Genomic DNA, 11,986 nt, shown 5'->3' on the forward strand with positions numbered 1-11,986 from the left:
CGGCAGGCTACGATGCGCCACATGCCCCTGACCAGCCAACGGCGCACCGTCGTGTCGATCGTGCTCGCCCTGGTCGCCATCGCCGCCGTGGCGGTGGCCGGCTTCTACGTCATCAAGAATCGGCACGCGACCGCGCAGCCCGCGCCCACCGCGCGGCCGTCGGCGGCGGCCCCGTCGGCGACCCAGGTGTGCGCGCAGGGTGACGCGCTGCCGTCCGTCATGTCGACCCGTGACGAGCTCGCCCAATTGCTGATGGTCGGCGTCACGGGCGCCGACGACGCCAGGGCCGTGGTGGCCGACCAGCACGTCGGCGGCATCTTCCTGGGTAGCTGGACCGACATGTCGATGCTTACCGACGGCAGCCTGACGTCCATCTCGGCGTCGGCGGGTCCGCTGCCGCTGGCCGTCAGCGTCGACGAGGAGGGCGGCCGCGTGCAGCGGCTGTCCAAGCTCATCGGCGACCAGCCGTCACCGCGCGTGCTGGCGCGCACCGACACCCCGCAGCAGGTCCACGACATCGCGCTGCAGCGCGGCCAGGCGATGAAGAAGCTCGGCATCACCGTGGACTTCGCGCCCGTCGTCGACGTCACCACCGAGGACGACGACGAGGTCATCGGCGACCGGTCCTTCGGCTCCGACCCGGCAACGGTGGTCGAGTTCGCCGGCGCCTACGCGCAGGGGTTGCGTGACGCCGGGTTGCTGCCCGTGCTCAAGCACTTCCCCGGTCACGGCCACGGTTCGGGTGACTCGCACCTCGGTGACGTCACGACGCCGCCGCTGGACCAGTTGAAGACCAGCGACCTGGTGCCCTACCGCACGCTGACCACGGTGGCGCCCGTCGCGGTCATGGTCGGTCACCTGGAGGTACCCGGTCTGACCACAGACGAGCCGACCAGCCTCACGCCCGCCGCCTACGCCCTGCTGCGGTCCGGCGGTTACGGCGGTCCGCCGTTCGACGGGCCCGTGTTCACCGACGACCTCTCGAGCATGAAGGCCATCTCCGATCACTTCGGGGTGCCCGACGCGGCGCTCAAGGCGCTGCAGGCGGGCGCCGACGTCGCGCTGTGGGTCACGACCGATCAGGTGCCCGCCGTGCTCGACCGGCTGGTGGCGGCCGTCGACTCCGGTGAGCTCCCCAAGGCCAGGGTGGACCAATCGGTCGAGCGGGTGGCCTCGTTCAAGGGCAAGAGCCCGCGCTGCGGCGGCTGATTCGGACCGCATCTCCTAGTCTGATCTGATGGCCGGAGGGACGAAGCGGTTGCCGCGCGCGGTGCGCGAGCAACAGATGCTCGACGCCGCGGTGCAGATGTTCTCCGTCAACGGCTATCACGAGACCTCGATGGACGCGATCGCCGCGCAGGCCGAGATCAGCAAGCCCATGCTCTACCTGTACTACGGCTCCAAGGAGGAGCTGTTCGGCGCGTGCCTCGATCGGGAGCTGGGACGGTTCGTCGACTCGGTGCGCGCCGACATCGACTTCACCCAGCCCGCCAAGGATCTGCTGCGCACCGCGGTGGTGGCGTTCCTGTCCTACATCGACACCAACCGCGCGTCGTGGATGGTGCTCTACACCCAGGCGACCAGCTCGCAGGCGTTCGCCCACACCGTGCGCGAGGGCCGTGACCGCATCGTCGACCTCGTCGGCAGGCTGCTCCAGTCGGGCACGCGAAACCCGGAGCCGGGCACCGACTTCGACATGATGGCCGTCGCGCTGGTGGGTGCGGGCGAGGCCGTCGCGACGCGGGTGAGCACCGGCGACGCCGAGGTCCACGAGGCCGCCGAGCTGATGATCAACCTGTTCTGGCGCGGCCTGAAGGGACGCCCGGCCGACATCCCCTCGCGAGCAGACGCGTAAGGCCCTGAATTAGGCCGAAAGAGGGCCCCTTACGTCTGCTCGCGCAGGGAGCCCGTCAGGTGCGGGTAGCCCTTGGAGAGGTTGCGCAGCACCACGTTCCAGCCGCCCGCGACGTGCTCGGTGTACAGACCCACGCTGGCGGGCAGCAGCACCGGCTTGCCGAAGCGCACCGAGTACTCGACGGCGTCGGGCAACTGTCCCTCGATGTTCGCCAAAACCGCTGCGGCAGTGAACATTCCGTGGGCGATGGACGTCGGGAAGCCGAACAGCTTGGCGCCGATCGAGCTGGTGTGGATCGGGTTGTAGTCGCCGCCGATCGAGGCGTAGTGGCGAATCTGGCCGGGGGTGATCCGCAGTACCGCGTTGGGCGGCGGCAGCTTCTGGTGCTTGCGCACCGGCTCGGACTTCGGCTCGTCGGACAGGCTGGTCCGCTGCTGGTGCAGGAACGTCGTGACCTGGTGCCAGGCCACCTCGTTGCCGACGCGGACGTCGGTGATCAGGTCGACGAGCAGTCCCTTGCGGTGCTCCCTGAGGTTCTCCGCGTGCACCGCGATGCCGACGGTGTCGGTGACGGCGATCGGGCGGTACTGGGTGATGCGGTTCTCGACGTGGACCGAACCCATTGCGGGGAAGGGGAAGTCGAAGCCGCTCACCAGGGCCATCACCGACGGGAACGTCAGCGCAAACGGGTAGGTCAGCGGCACGGCGTCACCGAACCGCAGCCCGGTCACCGCGGCGTAGGCCGCGACGTTGGCGCCGTCGATCGATAGTTCGTCGACGACGACCTTGCGATCGGGGACGGTGTCGCCGCGGTTGATGAACGGCAGCGCGCCCGCCGCGGCCAGGGCCATGTTGCGGAGTCCACTGGGTTGGGTCATGTCCTCACGCCCCCAGCATGGCCTGGCCGCACACCCGAATGGTGTTGCCGGTCACGGCATTCGATGCGGGGCTGGCGAAGTAGGCGATGGCCTCGGCGACGTCGACGGGCTGGCCGCCCTGGAACAGCGAGTTGAGCCGGCGGCCGACCTCGCGGGTGGCGAGCGGGATCGCCTCGGTCATCTTGGTCTCGATGAAACCCGGTGCGACGGCGTTGATCGTGATGCCCTTCTCGCCGAACACCGGCGCCAGCGCCTGCGTCATGCCGATCATGCCCGCCTTGGTCGCGGCGTAGTTCGTCTGCCCGCGGTTGCCCGCGATGCCCGCCATCGAGGAGAGCCCGACGATGCGTCCGCCCTCGCCGATCGTGCCGTTGTCCACCAGGCCCTGCGCAAGTCGTTGGGGCGCAAGCAGATTGACCGCGATGACGGAGTCCCAGCGGCCCTCGTCCATGTTGGCGAGCAGCTTGTCGCGGGTGATGCCCGCGTTGTTGACGAGGATGTGAGCCTTCCCACCCGAATGATCCGAGTAGTGCTCGCGCAGGTGTTCGGTGATGCGGTCGACGGCGTCGGACGCGGTGACGTCGAGCGTCAGCGCGGTGCCACCGACCTTGGTCGCCGTCTCGGCGAGCGCCTCGGCCGCCTGTTCGACGTCGATCGCCACGACCTTGGCGCCGTCGCGAGCGAAGACCTTGGCGATCTCGGCGCCGATGCCGCGCGCCGCGCCGGTCACCAGGGCGACCTTGCCGTCGAGCGGCTTGTCCCAGTCGGCGGGCGGTACGGAGTCCTGGCCGTCGACGTAGAACACCTGCCCGTCGACGTAGGCGGACTTGGCCGACAGCAGGAACCGAATCGTGGATTCCAGGCCGGTGGCGGCAGGCTTGGCGTCGGCGGACAGGTACACCAGCCCGATGGTCGCGCCGCGCTGAAGTTCCTTGCCGAGCGAACGGGTGAAGCCCTCCAGCGCGCGCTGGGCGATCCGCTCGTCGACGCTGCCGGTCTGATCCGGGGTGGTGCCCACCACGACGAGTCGGCCCGAGGAGCCGACGTTGCGCAGCACCGGGGTGAAGAAGTCGCGCAGCTGCTTGAGGTCCTCGGGTCTGGTGATCCCGGTGGCGTCGAAGAGCAGACCGCCGAAGGAGTCCGCCCAGCGGCCGCCCACGTTGTTGCCGACGAGGTCGTAGTCCTCGGCGAGCGCGCTGCGCAGCGGCTCGGCGACTCGGCCGTTGCCGCCGATCAGCAGGGGACCGGCCAGCGCGGGTTCACCGGCGCGGTAGCGCCGCAGCGTCTCGGGCTGCGGTACGCCGAGTTGCTTGGCCAGGAACGACCCCGGACCGGAGTTGACCACTTGGGAGAACAGATCGGAAGCCACGGAACAGCCTTTCGGGGAGAAACGGGTAGGGCCTTCGCGCAGGGGGGTACCCGCTGCAGGGCACCCGACGTATCGGGCATAACTTACTCCAGAGTAAGAACGGTGGGTAGTATGACCCCCGACACCGACGCCCCTCGTCACGCATGGAGGTAGACATGGCCGACACGAAGGCCACGCGCAAGGTAGCCATCCTCGGTGGCAATCGAATCCCGTTCGCCCGCTCGGATGGTGCCTACGCCAACGCGTCGAACCAGGACATGTTCACCGCGGCGCTCAGCGGCCTGATCGACCGGTTCCACCTCGACGGGGAGCGCCTCGGCGTCGTCGTCGGCGGCGCCGTGCTGAAGCACAGCCGTGACTTCAACCTGATCCGCGAATGCGTGCTGGGCACCTCGCTGAACGCCCACACGCCCGCCTACGACCTGCAGCAGGCGTGCGGCACCGGGTTGCAGTCCACGATCGCGGTGGCCAACGGCATCGCCCTGGGCCAGTACGACTCGGGCGCCGCGGGCGGCGTCGACACGACCTCGGACGCGCCCATCGCCTTCGGCGACGACCTGCGTCGCGTGCTGCTCGGCCTGCGCCGGGCCAAGTCCAACGGTGCCCGGCTGAAGCTCATCGGTTCCCTGCCCGCCGCCCTCGGCGTCGAGATCCCGACCAACGGCGAACCCCGCACGGGCATGTCGATGGGTGAGCACGCCGCCATCACGGCCAAGGAGTTCGGCGTCAAGCGCGTCGACCAGGACGCCCTCGCCGCGGCCAGCCACCAGAACATGGCCGCCGCCTACGACCGCGGCTTCTTCGACGACCTGGTGACCCCGTTCCTGGGTCTCTACCGCGACAACAACCTGCGCGCCGACTCGTCCGCCGAGAAGCTGGCCAAGCTCAAGCCGGTGTTCGGCGTGAAGAACGGCGACGCCACGATGACCGCGGGCAACTCCACGCCGCTGACCGACGGCGCGTCGGTGGCATTGCTGTCGAGCGAGGAGTGGGCTGCCGAGCGCAACCTGCCCGTGCTGGCCTACTTCGTCGACGGCGAGACCGCCGCGGTCGACTACGTCAACGGTCCGGACGGATTGCTGATGGCGCCGACCTACGCCGTGCCGCGGTTGCTGGCCCGCAACGGCCTGACGCTGCAGGACTTCGACCTCTACGAGATCCACGAGGCCTTCGCGTCGGTGGTGCTGGCGACGCTGTCCGCGTGGGAGTCCGAGGAGTACTGCAAGGAGCGCCTGGGCCTGGACTCGGCCCTCGGCTCCATCGACCGGTCCAAGCTCAACGTCAACGGTTCGTCGCTGGCCGCCGGTCACCCGTTCGCCGCCACCGGCGGTCGCATCGTCGCGCAACTTGCCAAGCAGCTGGCGGAGAAGAAGGCCGAACTGGGTCGGCCCGTGCGCGGTCTGATCTCGATCTGCGCGGCGGGCGGCCAGGGCGTCACCGCGATCCTGGAAGCCTGACCGTCCGGGTGTAACGCCCGGCGCGGCCGGGTCGATAGTCCTGTTAGCTCCGTGTTGCCGTCTGACCCCCCGACCCGACGGCAACACGGGGCTCCTTAGTACTCAGAGCCCCGGTGCGGACGCGGGCGGCGGGTCTTTCCTCGCCCGCACCGGACCCGCATTCGGCGGGGGCGCGAAGAGGCTGCCGCCGACGCTGCCGCGGGCGGTGCGCACCGCGACCAGGCCCCACGTGCCCAGCAACCCGACGTACGCCGCGACCGCAGCCACCCGAAACGCCGGCAGTCCCGTGTGCACGGCCAGCTGCGTCGTACCGGTGACGAAGGTCCCGACGGGGAACGTCAGGCTCCACCACGTCAGCGCGAACGGCATGCCGCGGCGCAGCGTGCGCATGGTCAGCGCGGTGGCCAGCGCGATCCATAGGACGGCGAAACCCCACGCCGGAACGCCGAACAGCACTGCGAAGACGTCCATGCCGCGCGCGAGATCCGGTGTCACGGTGTCCCGCGCCGCGCTGCCGAGCAGACCCGCCGCGGTGATGCCCTGACCCAGCGGGCCGAGCACGATCCACAGCGTCGGCACCCGTGCCGTGCCCGACGTGCCGTACAGCGTCAGCCTGCTCCAGATCATGCCGATGATGATCAGCGCCGCGAACAGTGACAGGCCGAACATCGCGTAGCAGCCGTAGAGCATCGTGGTGCGGCCGCTGCCCGGCGCCAGGTGCGGGATCAGCAGACCGCCCGCCGCGGCCGACACCATCGGCGGGACGACCGGCATGAGCCAGCCGCCGAACGCCGCGTCGGGCTCGACGTTCAGCTGCGTGAACATGACGAACGGGATGGTCGTCGCCGTGACGAGCCCGCCGACGGTGCCCATCGTCCACAGCACCCAGTCCAGGTCGACCGCGAACCGCAGCCCGACGAGGTCCCGTCCGACGAGGATCGCGCCGGAGCCGACGGTGAGCAGGGCCATCGGCGCCGCCCCGTAGAAATGGGCCATCTGCGGGTTGCGCGAGTGCGCTCGCGCGACCGTCGGATGACGGAACCACTGCACCGTCACCGCGACGAGGAGCACCACCAGCAGGACGGTGGCGACCACCCAGACCGCCAGGGAGAACGAACGCAGCCCCGGCACGCGGATCGGCAGAGCCGCCCCCGCCGTTGCCACGATGCCGGTACCCATCACCGAGGCGAACCAGTTGGGGCCGAAGTTCTGCAGTCGAGCCGCTTCGCTGGTCACGATTGGCCATTCAACAGCACGGGCTGTGCTTCGATGGAGCTCGTGAAGATCAGCATGTTCGGACAGCTCAGTGGCGCGGGTGACGGCAACCCCATCGACGCCTGCGTGCAGAACCTCGCCATGTTGCGCGAGGAGGGCTTCGGCCGGGTGTGGATGAGCCAAATGCCCTATGAGCCAGACCTTCTCACGGTGCTCGCCATCGCGTTCCGCGAGGTCGACGACATCGAGGTGGCGACCGGCGTCGTGCCCATCCAGAATCAACACCCCATGCAGATGGCGCAGCGGGCGTTGACCGTCAGCCTGGCGTCGGTCCGCTCCTCACCTCCGCGGGGCCGACTGATCCTCGGCCTCGGCATGACGCACCAGGCCGTCACCGAGGGCATGTGGGGCATCCCGTGGGACAAGCCGGTGCGCAGGCTCAACGAGTTCCTCGACGGTCTGCTGCCACTGCTCGCCGGTGAGCCCGCCGAGGCGACGGGGGAGATCGTGACGACCCGCGGCGCGCTGATGATCGCGGGCGCACCGCGGCCCGACGTCTACGTCGCGGCGCTCGGTCCGCAGCTGCTGAAGATCGCCGGCAGACGCACGTCGGGCACGTGCACCTGGATGACCGGACCCAAGACCCTGGCCGGGCACGTGACTCCGACGCTGCGGCAAGCCGCCGCGGACGCTGGCCGCCCCGAGGACTCGGTGCGGGTCGTCGCCGCCCTGCCCGTCAGCGTGACCGACGACGTCGATGGGGCCCGAAGACAAGCGGCGCAACAGTTCTCGATGTACGGGGTGCTGCCGTCCTACCGCGCCATGCTCGACCGCGAGGGTTATGCGGGCCCGGAGGACGCGGCGATCATCGGCGACGAGGCGACCGTCCGGGACCGTCTCGACGAACTCGCCGCGGCGGGCGTCGACGAGTACGTGGCAGCCACCTTCGACGCCTCATCCGAGGGCCGGGCCCGCACGCGTGCCGTGCTGCGGGGCCTGGACGACTGACTAGCGACCCAGCGGCGCGGGCGCGGCAGCCGGGGCGGCGGCCGCGGGTGCAGGCGCGGGCGACGGCCCCGTGTCCGGCAGCGGGATGACGGGAACGCCCGGGGTGCGCACGGCCCCGGCCAGCCACGGCAGCGCCGCGGTGAAGACGTTGGTGGCCAAGGGCCAGTCGTGGCGGCCGGTCGTGGGCACTACCGCGCAGTCGATGCCGTTGGCCCGGCCGAGCGCGCAGAGCGAGTTGGCGGCCTGGGTCTGGTCACCGGGGTTGCCCGCGGCATCGCGACCGCCCAGCCCGACGGCGTCGTCACCGCCACCGCCGCCCTGCCCCTTGTGCTGGACCGGAGCATCGGTCGAGATGGCGAACCAGCCCGAAACGCCTTTGTAGGGGCCATGTTTGGTGATGACGGTCGTGGGGTCGAACTCCGCCCACGCGGCGGCATTGCCACCGTAGAGCCGCGCGATGGTCTGGTCCTTGGTGCCCGCGTTCGGGCCCATGTCCCCGGCGATGTCGACGAAGCTGCTGAACAGCTCGGGGTGCATGACGGTGAGATCCACCGCGCACGTGCCGCCCATCGACCACCCCACGATGCCCCAGTTGGCCGGATCGGCGCTGGTGCCGAACTGCTGGTTGACGTACGGCACGACGTCCTTGGTCAGGTGGTCGGCCACGTTGCCGCGAACGCCGTTGACGCATTCGGTGTCGTTGTTGAACGAGCCGCCGGAGTCGACGAACACGAAGACGGGTGCGTTGCCGCCATGGCTCTGGGCGAAGGCGTCGATGATGGCCGCGGCGTTGCCGGTCCGCAGCCAGTCGGCGGGTGTGTTGAATTCGCCGGCGATCATCATCACGACGGGCAGCTTGGGTGGCGGGTTGGAGGCGAACCACCGCGGCGGCAGGTAGACCAACTCGCTGCGGTGCTTGAAACCAGACGCCGTCGACGGGATGTTCACCGAGACGACGCTGCCGTGGTTCAGCACCGTGCCCGCCTTCTGCATCGCCTGGACGGTCTTCATGTCCGTCTCGTCTGGCAACGGGCCAGCAGTGAGCTGGTTCCAGGCCACCTGCACGGTGGGGAAGTAGCCGACCCAAGAGTTGAGCGCCAGTCCCGTGCCAAGCAGGCACAGCGGCACGGCGGCGACCGCGGCGATGCGTCGCCACTTGATGCCCCGCCAGCCAAGGATGAGGGCGCTCAGGGCGAAACCGCTGAGGCCGGTCCAGATCCAGAGCGAGTCGGGCGCGGGGTCACCCGCCATCCCCTGCGAGTCGACGTACCAGTGCGCCCACGCCGCGATCGCCAGGCCCACCAACGCCGACACGGGTAGCCAGACCAGGCGCCAGCGACGTGATCGCCAGCCGATCGCCAACAGCAGGACGACGATGGCGACGATCTGCAGGGTCAGCGGTAGCCAGCCGCGCAGCAGCGAGAGGCCGTGGCGGTATTGACCAGGAGCGTTGGCGGCCAACAGGTGTGTGGCAGTGTCCACTGCGATGGGAACGTGCACGGCCTCCATCGTGGCTGGCGTTCCTGAACGTTTGCTGTCGTGCAGGCGAACTGCGGTACCGATTGCATAACTTCGGCCCACGGCTCATGCCGAACAGACGCAAAAGGCCCTGAAATCACCGATTTCAGGGCCCTTTGCGACTGTTCGCGCGGAGAAGCGGGGCTTAGAAGGCAGCCTCGTCGAGCTCCATCACGTCGTTGTCGATCGTGTCGATGACGAGCTTGGTGCTGGTGAGCAACGGCAGGAAGTTCTTGGCGAAGAACGACGCCACCGCGACCTTGCCCTCGTAGAAGGACTTGTCGGCACCCGTGGCACCCTCGTCGAGCTTGGCGATCGCCACGGCGGCCTGCTTCTGCAGCAGCCAGCCGAGGACCAGGTCGCCGACGCTCATGAGGAAGCGCACCGAGCCCAGGCCCACCTTGTAGATGCTGGCGGCATCGTCCTGGGCCGACATCAGGTAGCCGGTCAGCGTGGCGGCCATGCCCTGCACGTCCGCCAGTGCGGTCGCCAGCAGCGCCCGCTCCGCCTTGAGCCGGCCGTTGCCCGCCTCGTCCTTGATGAAGTTCTCGATCTCACCGGCGACGAAGCCGAGCGCAACGCCCTTGTCGCGGACGATCTTCCGGAAGAAGAAGTCCTGCGCCTGGATGGCCGTCGTGCCCTCGTAGAGCGAGTCGATCTTCGCGTCGCGGATGTACTGCTCGATCGGGTAGTCCTGCAGGAAGCCGGAGCCACCGAAGGTCTGCAGGCTCTCGGTGAGCTTGGCGTAGGCCTGCTCGGAGCCGACACCCTTGACGATCGGGAGCAGCAGATCGTTGACCTTGTTGGCCAATTCGGGCTCGATGCCGTGAACGGCCTTGGCCACCTCGGCATCCTGGAACGTCGCGGTGTAGAGGTACAGCGCGCGAAGCGATTCCGCGTAAGCCTTCTGGGTGAGCAGCGACCGACGGACGTCCGGGTGGTGCGTGATGGTCACGCGCGGCGCGGTCTTGTCGGTCATCTGGGTCAGGTCGGCACCCTGGACGCGGGTCTTGGCGTACTCGAGCGCGTTGAGGTACCCGGTGGACAGAGTGGCGATTGCCTTGGTGCCCACCATCATTCGAGCCTGCTCGATGACGTCGAACATCTGCGCGATGCCGTTGTGCACCTCGCCGACGAGCCAGCCCTTGGCGGGGATGCCGTGCTGGCCGAGCGACAGCTCGGTGGTCGCGGAGACCTTGAGGCCCATCTTGTGCTCGACGTTGGTGACGAAGACGCCGTTGCGCTCGCCGGGCTCGCCGGTCTCGAAGTCGAAGAGGTACTTCGGCACGAAGAACAGCGACAGACCCTTGGTGCCGGGTCCGGCGCCCTCGGGGCGGGCCAGCACCAGGTGCAGGATGTTCTCGCCGAGGTCGTCGGCGTCACCGGAGGTGATGAAGCGCTTCACGCCGTCGATGTGCCAGGAGCCGTCGGGCTGCTGGGTGGCCTTGGTGCGGCCGGCGCCGACGTCGGAGCCCGCGTCGGGCTCGGTCAGCACCATGGTGGACGTCCAGCCGCGCTCGGCGGCCAGCACGGCCCACTTCTTCTGCTCTTCGGTGGCCTGGTGGAAGAAGATGTCGGCGAAGCCGGCACCCATCGCGTACATGTACACGGCCGGGTTGGCGCCGAGCACGTGCTCCATGAGGGCCCACTGGATCGCGCGGGGCATCGGCATGCCGCCGAGCTCCTCGCTGATGCCGATCTTGTCCCAGCCGCCCTCGGTGATCGCGCGAACCGACTTCTTGAAGGCCGCGGGCAGGGTGACGGTGTGCGCCTCCGGGTCGAAGACCGGGGGGTTGCGGTCGGACTCGGCGAACGAATCGGCGACGGGTCCCTCGGCGATCCTGACGATCTCCGAGAGCATCTCGCGGATGGTGTCCTCGTCGAGGTCGGCGAACCTACCCTGGCCGAGCACCCGGTCGACGCCGAAGACCTCGAACAGGTTGAATGCCTGGTCACGTACATTGCTCTTGTAGTGGCTCACGTTTCCTCCTCGATGAGAATGCCACCTGCGGTTGGGTACTCGGGCTAAGTTACCCACCAGTAACTGCAGCCAACTATACCGGCTGGTAACTTGATCGCAAAGCAGTGTCGAGCAAATTTGGCCCGGCTAACCAACCCGGCGGTTGATCGGGGCTCTCATGGGGTGGGGTCAGGACCCCTGAGCTGCGCATTTGGTTCAATGTGATATCTGCCACGAGCGGCCGCAGCACCCGTCCCCGGTGGTACGCGTGAGGCGCGTGGGACTAGGCGGCCGGACGCTGCGAGCCGTCGCACGGATCGCGCGGCCGCGGCCGGGGCCGGTCCGCAACCGCCGGGACGCCAGCCTCGGGCCGCCGCACCGGCCGGCCCGCCCTGTACCAGCGTCTTAGCCATCGCCCCTCGACCACCCTGGCCACCGCATCCATCGCCCGGATAAGACCCTTGTCGCCGCGCCGCCACCGCCGCGACGAGGTGGGCCGACGGGCCGCCCGTCGGGGCAAACTCCGCCGCTTCGCAGCAAAAGTCGCTGCGCTCCACACAGGGGGCTGTGCTAAGCGTTCCGGGGTGCGACCTTGGGGTCGCAAACTGTGCAAACCGTACGCGCATCACGTTTTTCACAGACACGTGCGGTGCGGCAGCGCCTAAGTGGCCCAGCGGCGCTGAGCCGCTAAGCTACCGCTGAACGTTTGTCTGATCTTGAGCCTGG

The 11,986-nt window shown here is 68.9% G+C and carries 9 protein-coding genes; 4 read left to right on the forward strand and 5 right to left on the reverse strand.

Annotated elements, in window-relative coordinates; genetic code table 11:
* Positions 1 to 21 precede the first annotated feature (21 nt).
* On the forward strand, positions 22 to 1,209 hold the full coding sequence (locus G6N60_RS02620; RefSeq protein WP_163732159.1) for a glycoside hydrolase family 3 N-terminal domain-containing protein: 1,188 nt from the start codon (positions 22 to 24) through the stop codon (positions 1,207 to 1,209).
* A gap of 28 nt (positions 1,210 to 1,237) precedes the next feature.
* A complete protein-coding gene (locus G6N60_RS02625; protein ID WP_163732162.1) occupies positions 1,238 to 1,855 on the forward strand; it encodes a TetR/AcrR family transcriptional regulator in 618 nt (205 codons plus the stop codon).
* A gap of 29 nt (positions 1,856 to 1,884) precedes the next feature.
* Here the strand turns inward: G6N60_RS02625 and G6N60_RS02630 are convergent, their stop codons facing one another.
* A complete protein-coding gene (locus G6N60_RS02630; protein WP_163732165.1) occupies positions 1,885 to 2,733 on the reverse strand; it encodes a MaoC/PaaZ C-terminal domain-containing protein in 849 nt (282 codons plus the stop codon).
* A 4-nt stretch (positions 2,734 to 2,737) separates the two neighbouring features.
* Complete coding sequence (locus G6N60_RS02635; protein ID WP_163732168.1) at positions 2,738 to 4,102, reverse strand: 3-oxoacyl-ACP reductase; 1,365 nt, start codon at positions 4,100 to 4,102, stop codon at positions 2,738 to 2,740.
* 155 nt (positions 4,103 to 4,257) lie between these two features.
* Here G6N60_RS02635 and G6N60_RS02640 point away from each other — a divergent pair, with 155 nt between their 5' ends.
* Positions 4,258 to 5,559 carry an acetyl-CoA C-acetyltransferase gene (locus tag G6N60_RS02640; RefSeq protein WP_163732171.1) on the forward strand — a complete coding sequence of 434 codons (1,302 nt, stop codon included), beginning with the start codon at positions 4,258 to 4,260 and terminating at the stop codon, positions 5,557 to 5,559.
* 102 nt (positions 5,560 to 5,661) lie between these two features.
* Here G6N60_RS02640 and G6N60_RS02645 read toward each other — a convergent pair whose 3' ends face one another.
* Positions 5,662 to 6,795, reverse strand: coding sequence for a TDT family transporter (locus G6N60_RS02645; protein WP_163732174.1), 1,134 nt, complete (start codon positions 6,793 to 6,795; stop codon positions 5,662 to 5,664).
* Positions 6,796 to 6,828: 33 nt separating this feature from the next.
* Here G6N60_RS02645 and G6N60_RS02650 point away from each other — a divergent pair, with 33 nt between their 5' ends.
* Complete coding sequence (locus G6N60_RS02650) at positions 6,829 to 7,782, forward strand: TIGR03564 family F420-dependent LLM class oxidoreductase (protein WP_163732177.1); 954 nt, start codon at positions 6,829 to 6,831, stop codon at positions 7,780 to 7,782.
* Here the strand turns inward: G6N60_RS02650 and G6N60_RS02655 are convergent, their stop codons facing one another.
* Positions 7,783 to 9,291, reverse strand: coding sequence for an alpha/beta hydrolase (locus G6N60_RS02655; protein ID WP_163732180.1), 1,509 nt, complete (start codon positions 9,289 to 9,291; stop codon positions 7,783 to 7,785).
* Positions 9,292 to 9,445: 154 nt separating this feature from the next.
* Positions 9,446 to 11,281: an acyl-CoA dehydrogenase gene (locus G6N60_RS02660; protein WP_163732183.1), complete on the reverse strand. Its 1,836-nt coding sequence runs from the start codon at positions 11,279 to 11,281 to the stop codon at positions 9,446 to 9,448.
* Between the last annotated feature and the right edge of the window lie 705 nt (positions 11,282 to 11,986).

The organism is Mycolicibacterium madagascariense (genome assembly GCF_010729665.1).
Taxonomy (GTDB): Bacteria; Actinomycetota; Actinomycetes; order Mycobacteriales; family Mycobacteriaceae; genus Mycobacterium; species Mycobacterium madagascariense.

Coding starts and splice junctions, on each gene's coding strand:
- G6N60_RS02620 (WP_163732159.1), top strand. CDS start 22: ATGCCCCTGACCAGCCAACGGCGCACCGTCGTGTCGATCGTGCTCGCC.
- G6N60_RS02625 (WP_163732162.1), top strand. CDS start 1,238: ATGGCCGGAGGGACGAAGCGGTTGCCGCGCGCGGTGCGCGAGCAACAG.
- G6N60_RS02630 (WP_163732165.1), bottom strand. CDS start 2,733: ATGACCCAACCCAGTGGACTCCGCAACATGGCCCTGGCCGCGGCGGGC.
- G6N60_RS02640 (WP_163732171.1), top strand. CDS start 4,258: ATGGCCGACACGAAGGCCACGCGCAAGGTAGCCATCCTCGGTGGCAAT.
- G6N60_RS02650 (WP_163732177.1), top strand. CDS start 6,829: ATGGAGCTCGTGAAGATCAGCATGTTCGGACAGCTCAGTGGCGCGGGT.
- G6N60_RS02655 (WP_163732180.1), bottom strand. CDS start 9,291: ATGGAGGCCGTGCACGTTCCCATCGCAGTGGACACTGCCACACACCTG.